The organism is Carboxylicivirga taeanensis, from assembly GCF_051851475.1.
Classification (GTDB): domain Bacteria; phylum Bacteroidota; class Bacteroidia; order Bacteroidales; family Marinilabiliaceae; genus Carboxylicivirga; species Carboxylicivirga taeanensis.
In genome coordinates, this window is record NZ_JBPUSJ010000019.1 from 1 (window position 1) to 25,762 (window position 25,762).

At 40.5% G+C, this 25,762-nt stretch carries 12 protein-coding genes; 9 read left to right on the forward strand and 3 right to left on the reverse strand.

Translation table 11 applies throughout. From position 1 onward, the window contains the following. On the reverse strand, nt 1-176 hold a 176-nt coding region (locus tag ACSX1H_RS17835), incomplete at its 3' end, for a tyrosine-type recombinase/integrase (protein ID WP_439185622.1). Between the two features lie 573 nt (nt 177-749). After that, nucleotides 750-3,515, reverse strand: coding sequence for a triple tyrosine motif-containing protein (locus tag ACSX1H_RS17840; protein WP_439185605.1), 2,766 nt, complete (start codon nt 3,513-3,515; stop codon nt 750-752). 366 nt (nt 3,516-3,881) lie between these two features. Here ACSX1H_RS17840 and ACSX1H_RS17845 point away from each other — a divergent pair, with 366 nt between their 5' ends. The 8 genes from ACSX1H_RS17845 to ACSX1H_RS17880 all read left to right on the forward strand — a co-directional run bounded on the left by ACSX1H_RS17845 (nt 3,882) and on the right by ACSX1H_RS17880 (nt 19,176). After that, nucleotides 3,882-6,470 (forward strand): glycoside hydrolase family 2 TIM barrel-domain containing protein, encoded by a 2,589-nt coding sequence (locus ACSX1H_RS17845; protein WP_439185606.1) that lies wholly within the window; start codon nt 3,882-3,884, stop codon nt 6,468-6,470. An 18-nt stretch (nt 6,471-6,488) separates the two neighbouring features. Continuing rightward, nucleotides 6,489-9,503: a SusC/RagA family TonB-linked outer membrane protein gene (locus ACSX1H_RS17850; RefSeq protein WP_439185607.1), complete on the forward strand. Its 3,015-nt coding sequence runs from the start codon at nt 6,489-6,491 to the stop codon at nt 9,501-9,503. A 97-nt stretch (nt 9,504-9,600) separates the two neighbouring features. After that, a complete protein-coding gene (locus ACSX1H_RS17855) occupies nt 9,601-11,076 on the forward strand; it encodes a RagB/SusD family nutrient uptake outer membrane protein (protein ID WP_439185608.1) in 1,476 nt (491 codons plus the stop codon). Between the two features lie 106 nt (nt 11,077-11,182). Beyond that, nucleotides 11,183-13,504, forward strand: coding sequence for a beta-glucosidase BglX (bglX, locus tag ACSX1H_RS17860; protein WP_439185609.1), 2,322 nt, complete (start codon nt 11,183-11,185; stop codon nt 13,502-13,504). Between the two features lie 62 nt (nt 13,505-13,566). Continuing rightward, nucleotides 13,567-15,132: a sulfatase family protein gene (locus tag ACSX1H_RS17865; protein WP_439185610.1), complete on the forward strand. Its 1,566-nt coding sequence runs from the start codon at nt 13,567-13,569 to the stop codon at nt 15,130-15,132. Between the two features lie 47 nt (nt 15,133-15,179). Further along, nucleotides 15,180-15,974, forward strand: coding sequence for a carboxylesterase family protein (locus tag ACSX1H_RS17870; RefSeq protein WP_439185611.1), 795 nt, complete (start codon nt 15,180-15,182; stop codon nt 15,972-15,974). Continuing rightward, nucleotides 15,974-17,779, forward strand: a complete 1,806-nt coding sequence (locus tag ACSX1H_RS17875; protein WP_439185612.1) for a family 43 glycosylhydrolase — start codon at nt 15,974-15,976, stop codon at nt 17,777-17,779. The genes ACSX1H_RS17870 and ACSX1H_RS17875 overlap by 1 nt, the downstream gene beginning before the upstream one ends. A 17-nt stretch (nt 17,780-17,796) precedes the next feature. After that, nucleotides 17,797-19,176, forward strand: coding sequence for a hypothetical protein (locus ACSX1H_RS17880; protein ID WP_439185613.1), 1,380 nt, complete (start codon nt 17,797-17,799; stop codon nt 19,174-19,176). Nucleotides 19,177-19,596: 420 nt separating this feature from the next. On the opposite strand, the gene ACSX1H_RS17885 is transcribed toward ACSX1H_RS17880, so the two are convergent. Next, nucleotides 19,597-22,455 carry a helix-turn-helix and ligand-binding sensor domain-containing protein gene (locus tag ACSX1H_RS17885; RefSeq protein ID WP_439185614.1) on the reverse strand — a complete coding sequence of 953 codons (2,859 nt, stop codon included), beginning with the start codon at nt 22,453-22,455 and terminating at the stop codon, nt 19,597-19,599. 328 nt (nt 22,456-22,783) lie between these two features. Between ACSX1H_RS17885 and ACSX1H_RS17890 the strand changes: the two genes are divergently transcribed. Then, on the forward strand, nt 22,784-25,756 hold the full coding sequence (locus ACSX1H_RS17890) for a SusC/RagA family TonB-linked outer membrane protein (RefSeq protein WP_439185615.1): 2,973 nt from the start codon (nt 22,784-22,786) through the stop codon (nt 25,754-25,756). The last annotated feature ends 6 nt before the right edge of the window (nt 25,757-25,762 follow it).

A 25,762-nucleotide genomic window follows, 5' to 3' on the forward strand; every position in this document is an offset into this window, starting at 1 on the left:
GATATTTTATTTTCCAATACTCTCGCATAAATCTGAGTGATTTTTAAAGATTTATGACCAAGAACTTTTGAGACTGTTTCAATGGGGACGCCATTTGATAAGGTGACGGTGGTAGCAAAGGTGTGGCGTGCCATATGCATGGTTAGGTTTTTGTTGATGTTGCAGATCGTTGCCAACTCTTTTAAAATCCTTTATGTAAAAATTCTTCAAATTCAGAGAGTGAGGTTAATGAAACAGAATCATTACGGATATAACTTCTAAGTCTGAAATTTTACATAGCTAGTTGCGTTTATTTTTTAACTACCATCTATCAATCGATGTTCGTCTATTGCCATATGGCATTCATATCAAAATTTATCTGTATAAAAGAATATCTTTGTGGCTTTATTTACTTTTGAATCAGCTTGGCTGCATTTCTAACCCAGGTTATTAACTGAATTTGTAAAAAAGCGTCGAGCACCGAACAAGCTGACTCAAGAAGAATTTCCTGAACGCGCTCGAGTGGACTTGCCGATTCTTAAAAAAAATAGACCAAGACAAACCTTCATGAATCTGAATAACGGTAATCCGGTATTGGCTATGTTTGATTATTTACTGACATCTGCAATTCTTGGGAATCACAAATTGTTAAATCATGGGGGCAAGCTTAAAATTTCACTAATATTAACGAGGATTGAGAAAAGTATTTGAGAGTGATATTTTAGCTCAGAATGGCATAATAGTGTATTCTAATTTGGATTCAAAAACCTTTAGTCATCAAAGTCCATGATGTACTGTTTAAGACTTTGATCTTTACTTAAGTTTAATTTCTTTTTTAATCGATACTTTTTTAAATCGACACTGCGAGTGGTGATTTTGAGTATAGGTGCCAGTTCTTTTGACGACAGATTCACTTTTAGGTAGGCACAGAGTTTTAAATCCAAATCAGTAAGGTTTGGATGTTTTGTTCGTAGCTTTTGAAAAAAGTGTGTGTGTGCTTCAGAAAAGGCAGCTTCAAATACCAGCCAGTCTTTCTTTTCATCAAAGTTCACTTTTATCATTTTGGAGAGTCTATCAATTTGGCGTCCGTCCACAAATCGGTGATTCTCGCGGATATGTTTTAATTCCCCGTTAATCTTATCGATTATTTCTTTCTTTTTGTTGTTTTGAAGAAGTAGGTTGGCAAGCTTGTTTGATTTGCTGCTTACTTCCTCTTGTAGTTGTTTAACTTCCTCACCCAGTTGTTGTCGGGATTTAAGGATACGTAGATCATTTAAACGTTTGCGCTCTTTTTGAAGCCTCAGGTACGCTTTTTTCTTATGGGTTTGATGAAAGGTATATCGTAACACAATGCTCAGAATAATTAATAACACTGCGTAGGCTGCATAGGCTAGTTTCGATCGCAGCGGTGGTGGCGCAATACAAATGGCAAGGCTGTTTATTAAAGAGCCGTCTTTTTCGCGCACTTTAAAGGTATAGGTGCCTTCGCGTAGATTCTGAAAAACAGCACGGTTATCTTTTCGGCTTTGCCAGCTGTCGTTGTAGCCTTCTAACATGTATTCGTATGATGATTTAAGTCCATATCTGAAAGCCGTAAAAGTAAACTGTAAGGTGTTGTATTTGTATGGTATCGCCTCATCGGCCCTGAAAGTACCTTCTTGACCTGTGCGGTCGTTACTGCATTGGATGTCGGTTATAGATGGGGTGACGCTGTTAATTTGAGCGGTTTTTAGTTTATTTAGATTGGTGTATGCAATGCGGTCTGATAAACATAGCATTATTTGTCCATTTATGGGTTGGGTGATTCTCTCATATTTAAATATAAGGTCATCTTCAATGTTATTCAGGTTGTAGGCAAGTGGTACAATTGTATCAGTTTTAAGGTTATAGAGGGTTAACTGTTTGTTGTGTCTTACAAATACATGGTTGTTAATAACTTCAGAAATATAACTTGCCTTATTAAAAGCTTTGGGGCAAGCATAGGAGCTCTCGTCAGCTCCATAGTAAAAAGAGGTGTCGTTTGACGTAATTAGCACTTGACCATTGATATCAAAGGCTCGCACCCAATTTGTATTGCGCATTTGTGGAAGCAAGCTTAAGTTTTTGACAGTGTATTTTCTGTTTTCATTGTCGGGCCATATATGAAACAGTGTATTGGCCGCTCCACTAATAATAAGAGAACCATCCCTTAATTCAACAACATCCCTTGTGAGTTCATCAATATCGGTAATGGAATAGTGGAGTTGCCATCTCTTGTTTGTTTTTTTATAAACAGCCACACCAAAATACGATGTTTGGTAAACAATATCTGGGTCAAACTGGCTTTGAAGCATTGTGTATCCACCAGCGACTTTAGATACTTGTTTGAGTTGTGCTCCATCCAATAAATAAGTGCCGTTGTTATGACCAATCCATAAGGTGTTGCCAATAACATCAATGTTCCAAACTTGTCCTTCTGAACCTTTAATTAATTCAATTTCAAAAACGGAAGTTTGATTTTTGAAAGGAGTTATTTTATAGAGGCCCTGGTTAGTGCCAACATAATACGTATCGTTCAGCATGGCAATGTCGTAAAAAGCCCCCAGTTCAATAAACTGATTATTGAAAAATAAGACTGGGTTTTTCAGATCAATCAGTGAAACGCCATTATCAGTTGCGATCCATAAAAATCGATCCTGATGTTTGTAAATAGCGTGTACACGGTTGTTTGATAAGCCATTAGAGCGGTTTAATACATAGATTATTTGACCACTTAAATCCCCAATGATTACACCTCCATTCATGGTGGCAAAGGCATAGTTGTCATTGTCTATCCTAATTATCTTGTTGAGTTTATTAGTTTTAATAAAATCATTTATGGGAGTGTTGAAGGGAGTTAGCTTGTTATTTGATAATGTAAATAAACCGTTTTTGAGTGTTCCGATCAGAAAGGTATCGGCACTCAACTGAGATATGTATTTTACCAAAAACTTGCCTATTTCAGGCGTATCGCAAATGACACGCTCATTGCCATTGGGCGTAGTGGCCATCAGTTTTCCATAACTTATCTGATAGATAATTTTTTCACCAATCGGATAGGTGAAGGTTGTGTTGCCGTTTTTAAATCGCTCTATGCCAACTAAACCTTCCGAGTTAACATGGTAAATTTTGTCAAAAGATTGAAAAATTATTAGTTCGTTAAGTCGAAATATTTTCCATATGTCGTTTTCAATTTTTGTTAGTGCTTGAAAGCCTTTATGCAGCTCTTTTTCTAAGAAGTACCCCATTAATCCGTTACCACCAACATAAATGGTGTCGTTGGAGCAGTAAACGGCTCTCAAAATATTGGAGGTTTTATACAGACTCCAGTTCTCGCCATCGTATCTGAGTAGACCTAATGTGTTGGCAAAATAGGTAGCTCCACTGCTTGAGCTCGAAACGTCCCAATTTTGTCTTTCACCATTGTAATCATCTTTAAAAAAACTATAAATTTCTGGCGCAAGCATGGCTTTGTTTTTGCCGTTTGCATTCCAGGCAAAACTATTGATGTGTATCATTAGTAGTGCTAAAACTGATAATATGATCCTATGCCGCCACATTCACTGCTGATTGTAAGTTGAAATCCTTAAATTCTAAAAAAATAGGAATGTCTATTTAGTTGTAATTTCCGTAATATTGGTCAGTGGTAGCAATATATTTATTTTTTCTTTCATCACAAAAATGATGTATAAAGGATGATGTAATGTATGTTATCAAGGTTGAATAGTTTGGTGTAATGAAGAGCTAAAAGAATGAAGCCAACTATCAGTAGAACAACGCTCTACTAATTATCATACAGGGTGATGTATATTTGATGTATAAGGAAAAAAAAGCCTTTGAGGACAATTGTTCATTTTTACATCAGAAATGAATAGTTAATCACAATGAAGAAGCTATTATTAACGCTGTTTGTAATAAGTCAATTTGGATATGGCTATGCTCAGGTACTCAAAACGTCTTTTAATGAAGGATGGTTTTTTAAAAAAGGTACTGGTAAGGATTCTATTCAGGTTATTCTGCCGCACCATTGGAATGATGATGCCTACATAAACAAAAACTATTACCGAGGTATTGGCGAATACTCTAAGCGCTTTGTAATCTCAGAAACTTCTGAAAAGACTCAACAATATCTGTATTTCGAAGGAGTGAATTCAAAAGTAGATGTGGTAATAAATGACAACCATGTGCTTACACATTCTGGCGGTTACACAGGGTTTTATGTACACATTACACCACATTTAAAATACAATTCATCTAACGACATCCGTTTAGTAGTAGATAATACTAATGATAATTTAGCTCCGCTAAGTGGTGATTTTACCATATTTGGAGGAGTGTATCGTCCGGTTTGGCTCATTGAAAAAAATGAAATAAGCTTTGAGCTGGATAGTCTTGGAGGAAAGGGACTGCTTTTTGCTATCGATGAGGTATCTGATAAACAGGCAAAAGGGGTATTGCAGTTATCCATTAATAATACATTAAGTAATAATGAGCGTGTAACCATTGAAATTCATGGTTTTGATCCGCAGAAACAAGCTGTGTTTGATTTTTCAGTCAGCAAAAGAATAAAAAGGGGGAGTAACCATTTTGAAGTCACTTTACCTACGTTAAAGCGACCCATGCTATGGTCGCCCGAAGAACCAAATTTATATACTCTTGATGTTGTGTTAAAAACCAAGAATGGGAAAGTTCTTGATCAACAGAAAGAAACTATCGGATGGCGTTGGTTCGAAGTAGGAGCTAATAATGCGCTTTTTTTGAATGGTAAGCCAATTAAGCTGATGGGAGCCAGTCGTCACCAGGACCGGAAAGGATATGGCATTGCTTTGTCCGATGTGCAGCATACAGATGACATAAAGGTATTAAAATCGATGGGAGCTAATTTTATCCGTTTAGCTCATTATCCGCAGTCGGAAGCAGTACTTGACGCTTGTGACAAGTATGGGCTTTTGGTATGGGAAGAAGTCCCAGTGGTGGATTTAGTTAATGATAATCAGGCGTTTTTCGATAATGCAGAACGGCAACTTCGAGAAATGGTCCGCCAGCACTTTAACCACCCCTCTGTGGTAATGTGGGGCTATATGAACGAGGCAATTATACAGGTGCCACACCGCATAAAAGATAGTAACGAACGCAAAGAACGTTATGCAGCAACCGTGCGATTGGCAAAACAGCTGGAAGGAGTTTGTAAAACGATAGATCCTAATCGCCTAACAGTTATGGCTTATCACGGAACGCCTCTATACAATGAAATTGGATTAGCCGGCATAACTGACATCTCAGGTTGGAACCTGTACGATGGTTGGTATGGTGGTGGCCTGAAGGGGTTTGAAACCTTTGTATCGAAGCAACACCAGGAGTATCCTGAACGGGCATTAATAATATCGGAGTTTGGAGCCGGATCGGACAAGCGTATACACACCTTAAAGCCTCGGAAGTTTGATTTTTCTATCGAGTATCAGCAATTATTTATGGAGCATTATTGGCCGGTTATTCGGGACTCTGCCTATATAATGGGAGGAGCCATGTGGAACTTGGTAGACTTTAGTTCAGCTTTGCGCAACGAATCGATGCCGCGCATCAATAATAAAGGGCTCATGTATAGCAACCGTGAGTTGAAGGATGTGTTTTTCTATCAAAAAGCATTTTTAAGTAATAATACGCCTGTACTCCACTTGGCTACAAGGGATTGGCAGCAGCGAGTGTTGCTCGATTCGGATAGTAAGCAAGCTATTAAGGTGTACAGTAACCTCAAGGAAGTGGAATTGCAAATCAATGAGGTTAGTTTTGGTAAAAAAGAGACTAAAAACTGCACTGCACAATGGGAGGTAGAACTCAAAGAGGGTACCCATAACCTTAGTGTACGAGGATTATTTAACGGTGAAGAGGTAAAAGACTTTGCACCAATGGAGGTCCGCCATTTAAAAAGACGTATCTCGGAAAATAATACTGTGGATATTTGCATTAATGCAGGTAGCGACGCCTATTTTCATGCCGATGGTTCAAGCCTGGTATTTATGCCTGACAGACCCTATGAGAAAGGAAGCTGGGGATACATCAATGGCGAGGCGATGGAGCGGGGAGACCGCCCTGGAACAACTGCTGAAATTAAAGGGACTCAGGAAGATCCATTGTTTCAAACTCGCCGCGAAGGTGAAATGGCTTATCGTTTTGATGTAGAGCCAGGTACCTACGAGTTGACACTTGGTTTTGCTGATCTGAATTACTATGGTCAGCCTCTCGCCTACGATTTAGGAAATGGCACGATAAATGATAAGTCGATTAGCGTATTTAATATCGCATTAAATGGCCAAGAGTTAGAAGTCAGCTTTTCGCCGGCCAAACTTGTAGGTGGCAACCATGCTCTGCTCAAAACCTATGTAATATCTACAGATCAGCCTTTTATAGAAGTGAAATTAACCCCTGTCAAGGGACAACCATATGTTAACAGCTTAAGGATTAAAGCTAAATAAATTTAAATTCAATTTATTATGATTAAACGATTGCTTATTGTATTCCTGATGGTCAGCAATATTGCTCTGGCACAGGAAGCTAAGAAGATCTCGGGTGAAATTCGGGATAATCTTGGGTATGAACTGCCTGGGGCAACCATTCTGATTAAAGGGACCATGAATGGGACCACATCAAATTTGGAAGGTAAGTTCGAACTAAACAATGTACAGCCTACTGATGTGTTGGTGATTTCTTTTATTGGATTAAAAACACAGGAGTTAGTTGTTGGAGAAAATACCTCTTTTGCCATTACACTAGAGGATGAGGCGAGTGACCTGGAAGAGGTTGTGGTAATAGGGTATGGTACAAGTAAATCAAAAGACTTAACCTCGCCAATTGCAAGCATTTCCGGCGATGAAATTACTTCAGTAGCAACGGCATCACCAATGGGTGCCATCCAAGGTAAAGTAGCTGGGGTCACCATTGTTAACTCAGGTGCTCCAGGTGAAGGGCCAACTGTTAGCATCCGCGGCGTTGGAACGCTTCAGGGAACTAACCCATTGTATGTTGTTGACGGAATGTTTTTAGACGACATAAATTTTTTAAGTCCTAATGATATCGAAACCATGTCGGTATTAAAGGATGCATCTGCAGCTGCGATTTATGGGGTGCGCGCTGCCAATGGCGTGGTTTTAATAACTACAAAAAGTGGTACTAAGAACCGGAAAATGAATGTTACTTATGATGGGTATTATGGTGTACAAACCGTAACTCAGCGTCTGGAGATGGCTAACTCATCGCAGTATGCAAACTTTATGCGTGCTTCAGGTGTACAGGGCTATATCAATAGAGTAAACGCAGCTATTACCCGCTATGGAGGTGAAAACGGTGTGCCAGCTGTTTCTACCGACTGGTACGATGAGTTAATTAGAAAGAGTGCACCTGTTCAAAACCATAATGTATCGCTCACCGGCGGTAACGATAAGTCGGCATACGCCTTTAGCGTTGGCTATTATGGTCAGGATGGTATTATGGATTCTGATGGTGAGTACAACCGTATTAACCTTAGGGCAAAGGTGGATTATGATGTATCCTCAAAGCTAAAGGTTGGTTTTGGTACCCTGTTAACTCAGGAAGATCGGAAGATTGATGATAACATGGCTTGGTTTCAGGCTTATGTCAGTAACCCAATGTTTCCGGTTTACGACGAATCACTATCTGATGATGAAGCCTACCCGGTGAAGTTTGCTAACCCACATAACCTGGGTTATGACACTTACTATGCTAACCCGGTGGCGGTAGCTCACTATAATCGTGATAATGAGTCTGCTATTACGCGTTTTTTGCCTAATATTTATGCTGAGCTAAGACCTTGGGAAATGAGAGATATAGCTTTTCGTTCGGCTTTTAATGCTGACTTTAGTTATGGAGCTGCTTCTCATTTTATACCCGAATACAAGGTTGGAAATAATGAACAAACCATTAATTCATTAAGCAAAACCACCAACTGGAACTACGATTATATCTGGGATAATACGATTACAGCCAAAAATAGCTGGGGCAATCACAATTTAACCTCTATGGTTGGTTTTTCTGTACGTGAAGAAAACTATCGTTGGATGAGAGGTACCGCGCAAGGTGTACTTAATGACGATTATTTAGATTCGGGTAATGAGGAAACAAGTCGGGTGTACGATGGCGGTTCTCGTTTCAGAGGAATGTCTGCCTTTGCCCGCTTATCGTACGACTATAAGTATAGATATCTTTTGTCGTTAACGATGCGTGCAGATGGTTCATCGAAGTACCAGGAGAAGTGGGGCTATTTCCCTTCTGTTGGGGCAGGATGGGTCGTATCAGAAGAGAACTTTGCCAGTGGCCTAAAAGAATGGGAATTTGATTACCTGAAAGTACGAGCATCATGGGGTATACTTGGTAATGACCGTGTGCCTTCTAATGATGGATTTGCTTCTATTGCCACAGGAGGGCTAAACGATTCTGGAATTTATAACGGGGTGCTTGTTCCCGGAATGATCAACAATTCGCGTTTTAGCTACCTTAAATGGGAAGAAGTTAACGAAGCAAATATTGGTATCGACACAAAGCTGTTTGACTACCGTTTGAGTGTTGAAGCGGATTACTATCTACGCGACACCAAAAATGCTGTTGTCAAGCCACGCGCTGCTTTTGGTAATCCTGAGGTGTTGCAGAATGTGGGTACTATCCGTAACTCAGGGTTTGAAGCCATGATTAACTGGTCGGATAAGATTGGTTCAGATTTCCGCTATACGGTAGGTGCTAATATTACCACAATCAATAACGAGGTTATCGACTTGAATGGAAACCCTTATATCGAAACGGGATCTGCAGAATTTCCTCAACGCCATGTGGTAGGACATGAAGTTTATTCGTTTTATGGATGGGAGGTTGCTGGAGTTTACCAAAACCAAGCGGAGATTGATGCTGATCCAATCGCAAAAGCAAATGGTTTAGCGGCCGGCGATTTCAAATACGTTGACAGAAACAATGACGGTGTTATCGATGGAAATGACAGAACATTGTTAGGAAGTCCAAATCCTGATTTTACCTATGGTATCAATATTTCGGCCGGTTACAAAGGATTCAATTTAGCGGCTACTTTTCAGGGTGTGCAGGGAGCTACCATATTCAACCGCCGACGTGCAGATATTAATAAGCATGGAAGTAACAACCTGGATGCTAATTTAGTGGATGCGGTTTGGACAGGCGAAGGTTCAACCAACGATACACCTTCAGCGGCGGGTATGTTTAAGCCTTGGAATACCGGAAGATTAAATAGCTTTTTCCTGGAAGATGGTTCTTATTTCAGGATTCAGAATGTGCGCTTATCGTATGATTTGCCAAAAGCATGGATGGAAAAAGCAAATTTAGGTGCTGCACAAGTTTTCGTGAATGCTGATCGTCCATATACCTTCTTTTCCAGCAATGGATTTACGCCAGAAGTGCCAGGAGGAATCGATAAACAAGTATATCCAATACCGGCTATTTTCACGGTTGGAGCACGCTTAACATTTTAACTAATTTCCAATAATTAACCGATGACCAATGCCTGTTTTAGTTTTGAGTAAATCTTGAAGTTTGGGCATGAGCCTTACGGTTTTAGAAAGAAAAATTATGAAATACATAAATAAATATATCGCATTATTATTGGGAGTGCTGATGTTAACCTCCTGCGAGGATTGGTTGCACATTGTGCAGGAAGGCACTATCCCAACAGAAGAAATTGATTATAGTGATCCAAGTCAAATGTATTCGCCTGTATCTGGCGTATATGCCAATGCGCGCCGTAAACTTTCTCAATGGGAAACATGGCCCCTACTGAATGTTCGCAACGATGATGTAACTAAAGGAGGTGGGTCGGTTGCCGACCAGGGCGGTTACCTGGATTTTGAGAATTTTAATTACGATGCAGTAAAAGGTTTTTGGGCCTTGAATAACTCATGGAATGCTTATTATCAGATTGTTATTGGAACTTATAACAACACTGAATTACTGAATCGTTTTAGGGAACACCTTACGACTGATGAGCAATTTTTGCTGGCCGATCAGTACGAAGCTGAAATAGTGTTTCACCGGGCATTAGCCTATTACATGATTTCGAATTTATGGGGCGATGTACCTCTTATTGATGCGGAAGATGTAAACTTTGCTTTCCCTTACCGCAGCAGTCAGGCTAAAGTGCGTGAAGCCATTCATGAAGAATTGGATTTTTGTATCACCCACCTGCCTGAAACGCAGCCTGCACATAAGGGGGCGGTTACCAAGTACACTGCCATGACCTTAAAGGCAAAAGTAGCTTTGCTGGAAGGTAATTACGAGTTGGTGAAAACCTTAACTGACGAAATAATTGAGAAGGGTGGTTATGGGTTGTACGACGATTACTATAACTTATTTAAGATTCCTGGAAAGCTATGTTCAGAGTCCATTTACGAATTACAGTTTACCGATTTTGGTAATGGAAGTGGCGATCAGGTCTACGGAGGAGCTTGGTTCCAGCATCAGGGACCACGTAATAATCCGGCGCCTATTTCTGGGTGGGGTTTTATGTTGTTGGAGCCCGAATTTCTTCAGTTTATGAAAGACCGGGGCGAAACAAAACGCTGGAATGTTGCTGTTCTCGAATCGGATGCAGTCACACCTGCCGGAGATAACGTTAACTTATTTCAACCAGATTACATGGACATAAAAGCGCATTATAACGGCAAAGCGTATGTTCCTAAATCGCAAATTACAGATGGACGAAATGATTATGGTTCAAATAACAACATTCGTGTATTACGATATGCCGATGTGTTATTGATGAATGCTGAAGCCAAAGTGAGAGTGGGCGGCGATGCAGCTACACCCTTTAATGAGGTGCGTTTGCGCGCTGGTTTAGCACCAATCAGTAATCCAACCATCGAAGATATTCTTGATGAGCGTCGTGCTGAACTTTCGGTTGAGTGGGGCGAGCGTTTTAACGACTTGGTGCGTACCGGTAAAGCTGCCGAAGTACTACCTGGTTTCGTAGCTGGTAAGCATGAGTTCTTACCAATTCCAACCAGTCAGGAAGATTTGAATCCTAATTTATTAGAGCCTGTTCAGGACTAATAATCATTCATTGTTAGCATAGGGTAGAGGGGGAGACTCCTCTACCTATTTAATACCAAACTTATAAGTGAACCGTTGAGACAAAATTAAACACAAAGAGGTAACTATGTTGAATAAAATTATCTATAAAGGAACTTTTGCTGTTGCACTTCTGGCTGCAGTAGCTTGCTCGCAGCCCAAGGAGTATAAAACGATGTGGAAGAGCTACAGTGGTGATCCGGTAATTGAGCATAAAGTGGATTCAGTACTGTCACTGATGACCCTTGATGAAAAAATTGGCCAAATGAATCAATATTCCGGAAACTTTGCGCCAACTGGAGAGGTGAGTGATAATAAATCGGGGGAGTACCTTAAAAAAGGGATGATTGGTAGTACCTTCAACGTGTTTGGTGCTGATTATGTGCGAATGCTGCAAGAACAGAACCTGAAGTACTCGCGTTTGAAGATTCCAATGCTATTTGCGGCTGATGTAATTCACGGTTTAGAAACCACCTTTCCGATTCCTCTGGCAGAGGCTTGTTCCTGGGACTTGGAGCTGATGGAAGCAACGGCTCGCGCAGCAGCCGAAGAAGCTACTGCTTCTGGGGTAGCATGGAACTTTGCCCCTATGATTGATGTGGCGCGCGATCCTCGTTGGGGGCGTGTTATGGAAGGTGCCGGTGAGGATGTTTATCTGAGCTCTCTAGTGGCTCAGGCGCGTGTAAAAGGTTTTCAGGGCATCAATAATTACAGCGACCTTAATAAGAACAATACACTGATTGCTTGTGCTAAACACTTTGTAGCGTATGGTGCAGCTCAGGCAGGCCGCGATTACCACACCGTGGATATCTCGGAGCACACATTGCACGAGACTTATTTTCCGCCATTTCAAGCTGCCATCAGCGAAGGTGTCGGTACTTTTATGACAGCTTTTAACGACCTGAACGGTGTTCCATGTACCGGAAACAAATATCTATATACTGATATTTTGCGTAAGCAGTGGGATTTTAAAGGGATGGTTGTAACCGACTATACAGCTATTTTGGAGCTCATTAACCATGGGTATGCACAAGATCTGAAACACGGAGCAGAGCTAAGTTTAGATGCTGGCATCGATATGGACATGATTAGTGAGGCCTTCGTTACGCATTTGCGTGAATTGGTGGAGGAGGGTAAAGTTTCGGAGGCGCAGATTGATGTTGCTGTGGCTCGTATTCTTGAAATGAAGTTTTTATTGGGACTGTTTGACGACCCTTTCCGCTATTGCGATGCACAGCGCGAGAAAGAAGAAATAATGAGTAAAGATAAGCTGGAGCTGGCACGTAAAGCTGCTCAAGGCTCAATTGTACTGTTGAAGAATGAGAACAAGGTTCTTCCATTAGATAAAAAGTCGGCTAAACGTGTTGCCTTGATCGGACCGTTTGTCGATGAGCGTGAGAGCCTGAACGGAGAATGGGCCATGAAAGGTGACCGCAACAAATCGGTTACTTTACGCGAAGGATTAAATGCTAAATATGCTGGTTCTAACATCAAATTTAACTATGCAGAAGGCACTAAATTGCCTTTAATTGATCGAAAAACACAAAAAATAACCACTGTCAATAGTGCAGATAAAAATGGGTTTGCCAAAGCTGTTAGAGTCGCTCGTAATAGCGATGTTATTTTAGTAGCAATGGGAGAAAACTATCACTGGTCGGGCGAAGCAGCCAGCCGTACGGATATTACCTTACCCGGTAATCAGCGCGAACTACTAAAAGAGCTGAAAAAGACAGGTAAACCAATTGTACTGGTCGTATTCAACGGACGTCCGCTGGATTTATCATGGGAAGCCGCAAATGTGGATGCGATTGTTGAAGCTTGGTATCCTGGTATTATGGCCGGTCATGCTGTGGCTGATGTGATTGCGGGAGATTACAACCCTTCAGCTAAATTGGTAATGACTTTTCCTCATAACGTAGGTCAGGTACCTATTTTCTATAATGTAAAAAGTACAGGGCGCCCTTATAACTCAGAGCATCCGGCCGATTATCGTTCATCATACATTGATGTTGAGAACACGCCATTGTATCCTTTTGGATATGGTTTATCGTATACAGATTTTGAGTACCGCAACTTTAAGTTGGATAAAGACGCATTCTCAAAAGGTGGTTCTATTAAGGCATCAGTTGAAGTTGCCAATACTGGTAACTTTGATGGTGAAGAAATTGTACAGTTATATATTCAGGATATTACAGCCTCGGTAACTCGTCCGGTTAAAGAGCTTAAAGACTTCCAGAAAATTGCTCTCAAAAAGGGCGAAAGTAAGACGGTTGAGTTTACCATCGATGAAAAGACCATTGAGTTCCTGGGTTTAGATCTTAAACCGGTTGCTGAATCTGGTGATTTTAATCTGTGGATTGGGGCCAGCTCAGCTGATGAATCAAATCATGCAACATTCAAATACAACTAATTGAGGGAAGCCCCGCAAGGGGTTTTTTTTATAAAAGATATCACCTCATAAAGCAAAACATTATGCGATACTTTTCTAAAATACTGATGCTATCCTTCATTGTGGCTCTGTTTGCTGCATGCGGCAGCACATCGAAAGATAGAAAAAGTACCAAGCCCAATATTCTTTATATTATCTCGGATGATCATGCATTGCAGGCAATAGGTGCTTATGGTCATCCAATTACCAAACAGGCCCCTACACCCAACATCGATCGCCTGGCCGATGAAGGTACACTGTTCCTCGAGAATTACTGTGCCAACTCTATTTGTGGGCCGAGTCGGGCGACTATACTTACCGGAAAACACTCGCATGCTAATGGCTTGATGCGTAATGACAATACCAAATTTAATGGGCATCAGCCAACGGTTGCTAATATTTTGCAAGCCAATGGCTACCAAACCGCTATTATTGGCAAGTGGCACCTGAATACGCGTCCGGTAGGGTTCGATCACTATCAGATTTTGAACGATCAGGGCGAGTACAATAATCCCGATTTTGTGACCGAAGATACCGTGCAACAGTTCATGGGATATGTAACGAACCTGATTACGGATTTCACTAAAAAGTGGATTGATGAGCGCGACGAAAGCAGGCCCTTCTTTTTGATGATGCAGCATAAGGCGCCTCATCGGAACTGGATTCCTGATGAAAAATATTACCGCTTGTTTGAGAACACCGAATTTCCTGTGCCCGATAACTACTTTGATAACTACGAAGGTCGTGAAGCAGCTCAAAATCAGGAAATGAATATTTACCAACATGCCTACGAAGGGCACGATCTGAAAATGGTTGATGGTGTAGGCAGTGACCAGTTACTTTACGATCGTTGGCCACAGGTTTTCTTTGGTCGGATGACCGAAAAAGAGCGGCAGACTTTTCTTGATGCCTATCGCGAACGCAATGATGATTTTTACCAGACCGAGCGTACCGATAAAGAAAAGGCGATTTGGAAGTTACAGCGTTATTTGCAGGATTACCTGGCTTGTGTGCGTTCCGTTGACGACAGTGTTGGTGAAATGTATGCCTATCTTAAAGAAAAAGGCTTGCTGGATAACACCATCATCGTTTACACATCCGATCAGGGTTTTTATCTGGGTGAACATGGTTGGTTTGACAAGCGATGGATGTATGAGGAGTCATTCCGCATGCCGTTAATTATTCGTGACCCATTTGCTCCTAAACCGGGTCAAAAAGTGGAGGCGATGACGCAAAATATTGATTTCGCACCCACATTCCTGGATATGGCTGGTGTGGATGCTCCGAAAGAAATGCAGGGACGTTCATTGCTGCCTTTAATTGATGGCACTCCAATGGCAGAGCCTTGGCGGAAATCGGTGTACTATCATTATTATGAGTATCCTGGTTTTCATAGCGTTAAAGCCCATAATGGGGTGAAAATGGGCCATTATAAGCTCATTCATTTCTACAAGGATAATGTTTGGGAAATGTATGATTTAAAAGCCGATCCCAACGAAATGAATAACGTGTACGGATTAGCCGAATATACAGCCATTCAACGTAAGCTACATGCCGAACTGGAAAAACTGATTCACCAATACCAGGTGCCTCAAAAATATTTGCAGTAAGCATAGGTTTGTAATATTTTAAGTGTTGTATCTTACAAAATTTGAACATGCAAAAGTCATTGTTAGTAATTGCATTAATACTTCTGGCTTCAACTGCCTGGTCGGTAAAAGCGCAGCAAGTTTCTCAATACGGGAAAAGAGAATTTATTCATGAGAATGAAACCTTGTTATACCGTATTTTGTACCCTGACAATTACGACGAAAACAAGAAATATCCTCTGTTATTATTTCTGCACGGTGCCGGGGAAAGGGGCAGCGATAATGAGCGCCAGTTAAATTTAGGAGGCGACCTGTTTTTAAACGAAAAGCTTCGCCAAAAATATCCTGCCATCGTTATTTTTCCGCAGTGTCCGGTGGATACGATGTGGACAGCCCGCACGAAACATATGGATGCACAGCAAAATTGGGTCTTTAATTTCCCGGTGAGTGAAGTGCCTCCGCGTCCGGCAGAAATGGTTAATTTGCTGGTAGAAGAGTATATGGAAATCCCATCTGTCGATAAGAGTCGTATCTATATTATGGGCATTTCGATGGGAGGTATTGGTACCCTTGAGTTTTTACACCGCTGGCCGGATAAATATGCCGGAGCTGCTGTAATTTGTGGCGGACATGATTATCGGATTACCGATAATTATAAGCACCTGCCAATTTGGTTTTTTCATGGGGAGGCCGACGACGTAGTGCCACATCACTATTCTTATGAGGTATACAAAACAGTGCGTAAAGGGGATAGGCGTACTCGCTATACCAGTTACCCAAATACGAATCATAATAGTTGGGATAAGGCTCTGGCTGAACCAAAATTATTAAAATGGATGTTTAAAAATCAAAAAGAAAACTGATGAACAAATTAACATACACTTTGATTGGGGCTTTAATGCTAGTTACTACCCTATTAAAGGCTCAGGAAGTTGTGCCTCAGACCTATTGTAACCCATTAGATATTGACTATACCTACATGGTTTACAATTCCAGCCGGAATATTTCTTACCGCTCGGGTGCCGATCCGGCCGTTGTTGAGTTTCGTGGAGAATATTACATGTTTGTAACCCGTTCATTTGGTTATTGGCATTCAACCGACCTGGTGAATTGGGAGTTCATAAAGCCTGCACAATGGTTTTTTGAAGGCTGTAACGCGCCTACCGCATTCAACTATAAGGATTCTGTATTGTATTTTGCAGGAGACCCTGCCGGTTACGGAAGCATATTGTATTCCGACGATCCGAAAAGTGGTAAATGGACGCCTACGGCCTCAATTTCTAACAACATTCAGGATTCGGAACTGTTTATCGACGATGATGGTAAGACCTATCTATACTGGGGCTCCTCAAATGTACATCCTCTCCGTGTTAAGATGCTGAATAAAGACGATCGCATGCTGGAAACTGGTGTAAAGAAAGATTTGATTAATCTGGTTGAGGAAGAGCATGGCTGGGAGCAGTTTGGAGAAAACAACTTTCATCCAACGTTAAAGGAGGGGTATATGGAAGGTGCTTCCATGACCAAACACAATGGTAAATACTACTTGCAATATGCGGCTCCTGGTACGCAGTTTAATGTATATGGGGATGGAGCTTATGTGGGCGACTCACCTCTTGGTCCATTTAAATACATGAAGAATAATCCCATGTGTTTCAAACCGGGAGGATTTACCAACGGAGCTGGTCATGGCATCACCGTGAAGCAAACGAACAATCAGTATTGGCACTTTGCCACCATGGCATTGGCTTCTAATTCTCATTGGGAAAGACGTTTGTGTATGTTTCCAACCTATTTTGATGATGAAGACCTGATGTACTCCAATACGCACTATGGTGATTATCCACGGTATGCACCAAATCATCCTAGTAAAGCAGGACAGCACTGTGGTTGGATGTTACTTTCATATAAAGGTAAAACAACGGTGTCATCCTCACTGATGCAAATTAAGAAGAGTACATCAACCGATGGCAATTATGATATTACTGAGATGCCAGTGGAGAAAACTGCCGAAGGACAGATTCTTTCAAATGTGCTCACAGATGAAAGTCCAAAGTCTTTTTGGGTGGCTAAAGCGAATGACGATCAACAGTGGGGACAAATTCAGATGCGTGCTCCGGGAAAAATTTATGCGTTTCAAATAAACTATCACGATCACGAGTCTGGTATTTATACTCGCACCGAAGGATTGCGTCATCAGTTTACCATCGAAGTATCTGACGATGGAAAGGAATGGCAAACTGTGGTCGATAGAAGCAATAGCTATAAAGATACACCTAACGCATATATCGTCTTAAACCAGCCTGTTGAAGCCAAATATGTACGTTACAATAATGTAAAAGTACCCGGTAAAAACTTAGCCATATCTGAAATAAGGGTTTTTGGTAAAGGATTTGGTAAAAAGCCATCTCCTGTTAAGGGATTTACAGTTCAACGCGAAGAGGACAGAAGAAATATTACCCTCAAATGGTCGCCAGTAAAAGGGGCACAGGGCTATAACATCCGATGGGGAATTGCACCCGATAAGCTGTATCAATCTTGGCTAATCTATGATGACACCGAGCATTTTATGCGTTGTTTAGACCGCGATACGGAATATTATTTTTCCATTGAAGCCTTTAGCGAGAATGGTATTTCAAGCTACACCAAACCAATACAGGTTAAATAATTTAGAGAAAAGATAGTATGAAGAAACTCGTTCTGATACTTGTTGCGACCATGATGGTTTGGAGTGCACGGGCCCAAAAAAGCGACCAGGAAATTATTGAAGAGCTATTGCATAATACCGTAAAGTTTTATCAAATGCTTCGCGCCGACAATGGCTTGTACCATGATTTTGTGAGTACACACAGCCAAACCAATCGCGGTTCGGCAGCCAATATTGGTATGGGGCTGGTTGCCCAATGCGTCGCCACCGAAATGGGATGGACAACATCGGCCGAAGAGGAGATCGTTGAAACCTTAGAGTCGGTATTAGGCTATAATGATAAAGGAATAAAGCTAGAGCGAACCGCAGAGAACTGTTTTATTCATTTTTACGATATCGAAACAGGTAAGGCCATTGGGCAAGACTGGAGTCCAATAGATACTGATTTGATGCTTGGAGGGGTATTGTTTGCCAAACGTTATTTTAACGCTAATGAGCAGATAGCAAAATATGCTGACGAACTTTTTAATATGATCAATCAGTCGTTGTTTGTTGGAGATTGGACCAAGGGGCAAATTTCGTTGAAAATGAATAGTGATGGTTCGCCGGCAGGAAACTGGACATTGCCTTACAATGAATACATGATTGTAGCATGGATGGCTAAAAATCAGGCAAAAAGGAAAAATGATCCGGCAAACAAGCTATGGAACGAATGGTATGGCTCGCCAGATAATCTGCCGTATGCAACCTATACATCGCGTGCGGGAGACACGTTTGACGTACCGACCGATCTGAAGGTGACACGTGAGTTTACGTCGAACTTCACCTTTATGTTTAACTATATTTTTGTGCATGAATTTTCTACTAACGACTGGTATCAGGAAGCCATGCGTCAGGCTGCATTGGCCGATCGTGCCTGGTGGCATGACAGAACTGATTTAGATGACATGGGTAAACAACCTTATGAATGGGGAACAACGGCAGGTGTTGGTCTACGTGAACGAGAGGGAAAGTTAGTGGAAGGCTATTGTGTGGATCGTATTTGTGCCCTCGAAGATGTGGGGACTAAACGCGATAGAAATAAAGGGATGAACGTAGCCTTGAGTGCGCTGGCGGGTTATTCTCCTGTATTGCCGGATTTAGTGCGTAAGGATCTGGTGGCGATGTATCGCGATCCTCGAGGTTTAGGTAAAATGGCTTTACCAGCTCGTGAAGGTATCTCTAATGGGGGTGATTATATTCTTTGGAAATACAGCTACAGCGATTTGAATTGGCGGCCTTCAAAAGTCGAAGGTGTAGATTATGCATGCATGTTACTTGGTTTAGCAGCTCTGCCAGAAATGTTGGGCGTTGAGTTTTTTCAGGAATTCAATGACTTCTTTAATGTGAAAAAGCCAAATTACCAGCGGCGAAAGTAATTAAGATATACAGTACTGGTGATTATAGAAGGGCGCAGCGGAACTTATTTTCGTTGCGCTTTCTGTATTTCGGGCATGGTAACATGATGGCAGGATGTAAGTTCCTGGTTTGGCCTAGTTGATAGGACGAACTAGCAATTTTGATGAAGTCAACCATTATAGGTTGATGCAACTTCTATCGAGCAAGTTAAAGGATAAGCGACTTTCAGAGCTTATTCTTAAATACTTGCAGATTATACCATGCAAGGTGGTTTATTTCACCGGCGACTGAAAGGAACACCCCAAGGGAGTTCGCTTTCTCCACTTTTATCAAATATTATTTTAGATGAATTGAATAAGGAACTCTAAAAGGGAGAAATGGTTTGATGAGTTAGGTCTATTTAATATGTCAAATAATTAAGCTCTGTCGCACAATTAAATTTAAAACTCTATCAAATAAATAGTCAGGTTATTTTCTTTTGCTAGCCCAAGTTTTTTTCTAAGTCTGTAACGTTTAACTTCAACGCTTCGCGGTGATAGATTTAGCAGGACGGCAATTTCTTTTGTGGAGAGGTTCATCCGTAAAAAGGCGCAAAGTCGCATTTCGTTGGGCGTTACCTCAGGATGTTTCTGCTTCAACTTTACAATGAAGTTATCGTAGCCTTCGTTAAAATGAAGGTTAAAGGCCTCCAAGTCGTTTTTGTCAGATAAATTGCTGTTAATTATTTTCATAGCCTTTGCTTTTGTAAGCAGGTTGCTTTTGGTTTTACTTAGCTCCAAGTGCTCTATTTCTTGTTTAAGTTCCGTCAAAACTTCATTCTTACGTTTTAACAACATGGTGTAGCTAGCTAGCTCTTTTGATTTATCGGCTACCTTCGACTGTAAAAGCTGATTATTCATTTTACTTATCTGTGCTTCGTTCTGTTGTTTTAGCTTTTTTAGGTAAATTAGCTTTTGCTGTTTAATTCTGATGTTTGTTATTTTTCGAAAGACCACAATTAACAATCCTGCAATTACTAAATAGCCAATTATAAGTAAGGGGTGGAGCATTATAGGGCGGTTTATCTTAAAGGAGTAGTTATTAAAAGCAACCGAATTTATACTTTCATTGACGGCTTTCAAATATATATTATAGCTTCCCCAATTAAGATTGTTTAGTTCTAAGACATTATCGTTTGTTGGTTTCCAATTATCTTTTTTATCTAGTGAATAATAGAATTTTACAGGATTGCCATAGGTGCCAGGAGCTGAGAGTTCTACCTTAATATTATTATGGTTATGTGGCACCGATACTATTTGCTCAAGATGAATCGGTAGAGCTAGGACTTCTCCTTTGGGGCCAAATGCCTGTGCACTTTTTATCTTCAGATGCATTTTTTGCTTTTTATCACCTTGATCTGCAACAATATTATAAATGCAAAAACCATCTTCTAGTCCCAATAAGTATTGGTTTGATTCCAGCTTCGATATATTTTCAAACAAGTCCACGGCACTATGTTTTAAGTTCGAATATTGGATGTTACCGATAGCAACTAAAGAATCATCATTCTGAATAAATCCTTTAAAACCGCTATTCTTAGCAAACCAGTATTCCTTATTACGTAATTTATGAATTAGTCGTGCATTGGCAAAGTCTTTAAGCTGGTTCTCGTACCTTCTGTATTGAGTTATTCTTTTCGTAATATCATCATATGTAAAGAGCTGGCTGTTATTGGTAAAAACAATGCGCTTATTCAATTTAAACACATTGATGTCATAATCCGATAAAAAGCCTTGCTTTTCGCCAAATACATCGGTATTCAGAATTGTGTCTCCGTTGGTATTAAGCTTATACCTATAAAGGTGTTTGTATAAGTGACTGGCCCACAAATTGCCCTCATAGTCAAACTCAATAAATCTATGTGGATTGCTAGTATTCTGCAGCATTTTATAGAAGATCCACTTGCCTTCAATGTTCAGTTTATACATGGCTACACCAATATAGGTACATTGGTATAACAATCCATTTGAAGGGTTAATAGCCATGCCTGCCCCTCCAGAGATCGATGATATTAATTTGAGTTCTGAATGTTCTGTAGAAAAGGTTCCATTGTTGTGTCCAAAAAGTAACTGATTTCCTGTATTATAGATATTCCAACATTGGCCTTTTGTATTGGTGTGGTAATGAATTGGCAAATTGTTTTTTGAATTGGGTGGCCATGGTGTAGAAAAGATACCATGGTTCGTCCCCAAGTATAAATTCCGATTTAGAACAGAAGAAGAGTAGACGGAGCCTAGTGAGCCTGTTTCATCCTCATAAAGATCAAATCCTAATTCAAGGTCTATGAGGTCAATTCCTTTATCTAATGCTATCCATAATTTATTGTTGAAATCAAACAGCATTTTTAGGACCGTGTTATTCTGCAGACCATTTGATTTGTTGTAATGGCCGATTAGCTTTCCTTGCATACTGAAAAGGTATATACCTTCGCTGATAGTACCAACAACTATTTGGTCGTTATGACAAATGACCTGATTAATATGTAAATCCTCTAATAGCTGGTTAGCTTCACAATCCCACTTGCTGATTCTCTTATTTACTTTCAAATAAAGACCCTTCTTTTCACTAGCAATAATTAATGAGTCGCCAACTTCAATGGTTGAAGTGATGTTTAATCTGTCTAATGCAGCTAAATCGTAGTCCTTTTCTAGTAGAAAATCATCCGTAATCCTGTGAAAGCCTTTGTTTAAAAGAAATACATATGGTTCACTCTTTATTTCATGAAAAGTGAAAATAGAATTATTCGGATCGATAACTGTTATCTTATTGTTATATAAAACATAAACTCTGGCGAATGACCTGAAATACATTTTGCCATCAATTTTGCTAATTGACCATATATCTTCATTCTTAAAATGATAAGATGACGGCAGGCTTGAACTAACAGAATTATAAAGCAGTTCACCTGTGTCATTGTATTGCCAGTAACCAAACTCTTCGTGACCACCTATATATATTTTGCCATCACGGTCTGCAAATACCGAGCGAATAGCCATCTGGTCTTTTAGCTTATGTAGTCGCCAGCTGTAACCGTCATAGTGCAACAGCCCGTATGTATTGCCAAAGAACAATTCGCCTTGTGCATTTTGCGTAATGCCCCAGTTTTGGCTGGCTGCCTGGTATTCCTTCTTGCTGAAGTTATGCACAATGGCTTTTCGTCTTAAAACGAAATCTTGGGCTTTGGATAGGTTACCTCCCCAGAATATTGACACGATCATAAGAATGCGTATCATAGGCTGAGTATCGTTATATGTTTTCATGTGCGATATTACTTTAATAGTGGTACAAAAAAAGGCATATTTTTGTAAAATACGCTTAAATAATACCACAACATAACCACATCATTAGACAATATTTAACATTATTCGCGAAGTGATATATTTGTGTAGTCTGCAGTTAATTAGTGTTTTATGTATTGGGTTGTGAGGTCTTTTATATTGATTGGGGAATGTTGTGGAAGATTCTTTTATTTCTTTTTAAAGGAGATGAATATTTGCATCAGAATCCACCTGTTCAGATTCATTTATTAAGAGCTCTAATAAAACTATACCAACAGGTATTATCTATTTACTAACCAATTCAGGTTTAATGATGAGAAGAATTGTAACAATTGCAGTAGCAATACTAATATCCTTATCTGTTAGGGCGCAGGAGCGCTTAATCGAAGGTATTGTTGTTGATAAACAAGATGGTTCTCCTATTATTGGAGTTAATGTGTTAATTAAGGGAACACATCAGGGAACGATAACCGATATAAATGGTCGGTTTCAAATAAATGCTGCTGAGGATGCTCTTATTCAGGTATCATTTATTGGCTATCAAACTCAGGAGTTGAAAGCGAGTACAATCATGTCAGATAATAAGATTTACCTACAGGCATCAGTTCATAACCTTGACGATGTTGTTGTTGTAGCCTATGGAACCCAAAAGAAATCTGATTTAACGGGGGCGGTTGCTAATATTAAATCAGCCGATATTGCCAAAATACAAAGTTCGCGGGCCGAAAATGCATTGGAAGGCAAAATTTCAGGCGTTATAGTAACGCCTAGCGGTCAACCTGGAGCCGCACCAGCCGTTTTTATTCGTGGGTTTGGTTCTGTCAATGAGAACTCACCGATTTATGTAGTGGATGGAATGATACTCTATGGGATCGATCACCTCAATCCTTCAGATATAGAGTCTATATCGGTATTGAAAGATGCTTCGGCAGCAGCTCTTTATGGTGCCCGTGGTGGTAACGGTGTGATCATGGTAACTACAAAAAGAGGCCGCAGTGAGGACGGTAACATCTCAATCAACTATAATCGTGGCGTACAAAAGGTAACGCATTACCCAGAGATGGTATCTCCGGCGCAGTATGCACAGTTGATGAATGAGCTAAATGGTTCAGTTCAATATCCTAATCCACAAAGCCTGACCGGAACCAACTGGTTTGATGAAATCTTTCAGGCAGCTCCAGTGCAGAGCTTAAATGTGGCATTATCAGGTGGTAATGATACGCGCAACTATAATTTGAGTGTAACCGGATTTGAGCAGGAGGGTGTTGTGAAAGGTGATGAATATCAGCGCTTAACTGTGTTGTTGAATAACAACTACAAAGTAAAAAGCTGGCTCAACGTAGGCTCTAATCTGCAGTTTGCCTATTTCAATACCCAAGGTGCGCCAGGTGGTTTAATCGAGGCAGCTTATACAACAGATCCTCTAATGCCTGTTTACAATGAAGATGGGACTTACGGACAAAGCGATAACGGTAATTTTGCCAATATTGCTGCTAAATACGAGTATGAAGGACAAGGTAAAAACCAAACCTACAAAACCATCGGAAATGCATTCGCTGAGGTTAAGTTACCTTTCAATCTGAAATTTAAGTCTTCATTTGGCATTGAGTTGTCACATATCTATGGTAAGTCTTTTACACCAGAGTATTTTGTGAGTGCCTGGCAAAAAAGTGATAAGAGTTCTGTTAGTGTGAGCAACAGCCGTTACATCAACTATTCATTCGAAAACTTATTATTCTATAACAAAGAAATTGATAAGCATAAACTTGATGCGATGGCCGGTATGAGTTCTTACATCGGAACAGGCGAGTGGCTTAGTGGTGGTCGTAGAAACTTAAAAGGTGAAAGTGAGGATTTCTGGTATTTGGATGCTGGTGTTGTTAATGAACTGACCGACATATGGAATGGCAACAGCGGGAATGAAAACCGTATGCTTTCATACCTGTTCCGCTTCAATTATTCTTTCGATAGCAAATATTATCTGACTGCGACCTTACGTCGCGATGGTTCTTCCCGCTTCGGTACCAATAATAAGTTTGGAAACTTTCCGTCAATGGCAGTGGGTTATCGCATCTCTGATGAAAACTTTTTTGAGCCTTTGAAACCATGGGTGCCATACCTGAAGTTCAGAGCCAGCTGGGGTGTAACTGGTAACGACCGTATTGGTGATTATGCTGCTTATCCTGGAGTAAATACCGGTTTGGATGTGGTGTTTGGAACAGGTCAGCAAAAGCAAGAAGGTGGCACTGTGACTGAGCTTACCAATACTGCATTGCGATGGGAGAAACATAAGCAGATCAACTTTGGATATGAAGCCGGTTTTGCCAATAACCGATTAATGATGGAAGTGGACTACTTTAAGCGAACTACAGAAGACATGCTATTGGCCGGTTCCATCCTGTCACATACAGGTTATACAGGTGTTGGTATGGTCAATGTGGGGTCTGTTGAAAACAGCGGCTATGACCTGAGTATTTCCTATAGAGATAAGGTGGGTGATTTCAATTATAACTGGAGTGTTGTTTCTTCGGTTGTTGATAATAAGGTAATTAGGCTGTCGAACGATGATGATGTGCTATGGAAAGGCGATTTAGGTAACGGACGTATGGCCACACGCACAATCGTTGGTGAGTCAGTAGGACATTTTTATGGATACGTAGTGGACGGTATCTATCAGAATGAGCAGGAAGTAGCTGATGGCCCTGTTTTAAATGGTAACTCACAACCAGGCGATATCCGTTATAAAGATTTTAATAATGACGGTGTTATTAATGATGAAGATAAGCGCATCATTGGTTCACCACACCCGGATTTTATTTTGGGTATTAATCTGGCAGCAAGCTATAAAGGTTTTGATTTTTCAGCTTCTTTATCAGGACAGTTCGGGCGTGAGATCTACAACCGTAAGAAAGCCGTTCGATTTGCCAATAACAATTTCGAATCGTCGTACTGGAATCGATGGTATGGTGAGGGCACCAGCAACTCTGAGCCAAGGGTAACCAACTCAGGCGAAAACTATGAAGTATCCGATCGATTTGTTGAAGATGGTTCTTATATGCGCATCAGCGATGTTTCATTGGGTTATACCTTGCCAAAACACTTAACGCAGAAAGTGCACTTAAACAAAGTTAGAGTTTATGCTACGGGTAGTAACTTGTATACTTTCACCAAATACTCAGGTTTTGATCCTATTATAGGTGGTCACCCAACTGAAGCGGGAATAGACAGGGGAGCGTACCCGGTACCTGCCATTTATTCACTTGGTATTAATCTAGAATTTTAAGCGTAC

What these genes read in the sequence shown, in the direction of transcription:
- ACSX1H_RS17840 (WP_439185605.1), bottom strand. Translation starts at nt 3,515, where the DNA reads ATGATACACATCAATAGTTTTGCCTGGAATGCAAACGGCAAAAACAAA.
- ACSX1H_RS17845 (WP_439185606.1), top strand. Translation starts at nt 3,882, where the DNA reads ATGAAGAAGCTATTATTAACGCTGTTTGTAATAAGTCAATTTGGATAT.
- ACSX1H_RS17875 (WP_439185612.1), top strand. Translation starts at nt 15,974, where the DNA reads ATGAACAAATTAACATACACTTTGATTGGGGCTTTAATGCTAGTTACT.
- ACSX1H_RS17890 (WP_439185615.1), top strand. Translation starts at nt 22,784, where the DNA reads ATGATGAGAAGAATTGTAACAATTGCAGTAGCAATACTAATATCCTTA.
- ACSX1H_RS17855 (WP_439185608.1), top strand. Translation starts at nt 9,601, where the DNA reads ATGAAATACATAAATAAATATATCGCATTATTATTGGGAGTGCTGATG.
- ACSX1H_RS17865 (WP_439185610.1), top strand. Translation starts at nt 13,567, where the DNA reads ATGCGATACTTTTCTAAAATACTGATGCTATCCTTCATTGTGGCTCTG.
- ACSX1H_RS17850 (WP_439185607.1), top strand. Translation starts at nt 6,489, where the DNA reads ATGATTAAACGATTGCTTATTGTATTCCTGATGGTCAGCAATATTGCT.
- bglX (WP_439185609.1), top strand. Translation starts at nt 11,183, where the DNA reads ATGTTGAATAAAATTATCTATAAAGGAACTTTTGCTGTTGCACTTCTG.
- ACSX1H_RS17885 (WP_439185614.1), bottom strand. Translation starts at nt 22,455, where the DNA reads ATGAAAACATATAACGATACTCAGCCTATGATACGCATTCTTATGATC.
- ACSX1H_RS17880 (WP_439185613.1), top strand. Translation starts at nt 17,797, where the DNA reads ATGAAGAAACTCGTTCTGATACTTGTTGCGACCATGATGGTTTGGAGT.
- ACSX1H_RS17870 (WP_439185611.1), top strand. Translation starts at nt 15,180, where the DNA reads ATGCAAAAGTCATTGTTAGTAATTGCATTAATACTTCTGGCTTCAACT.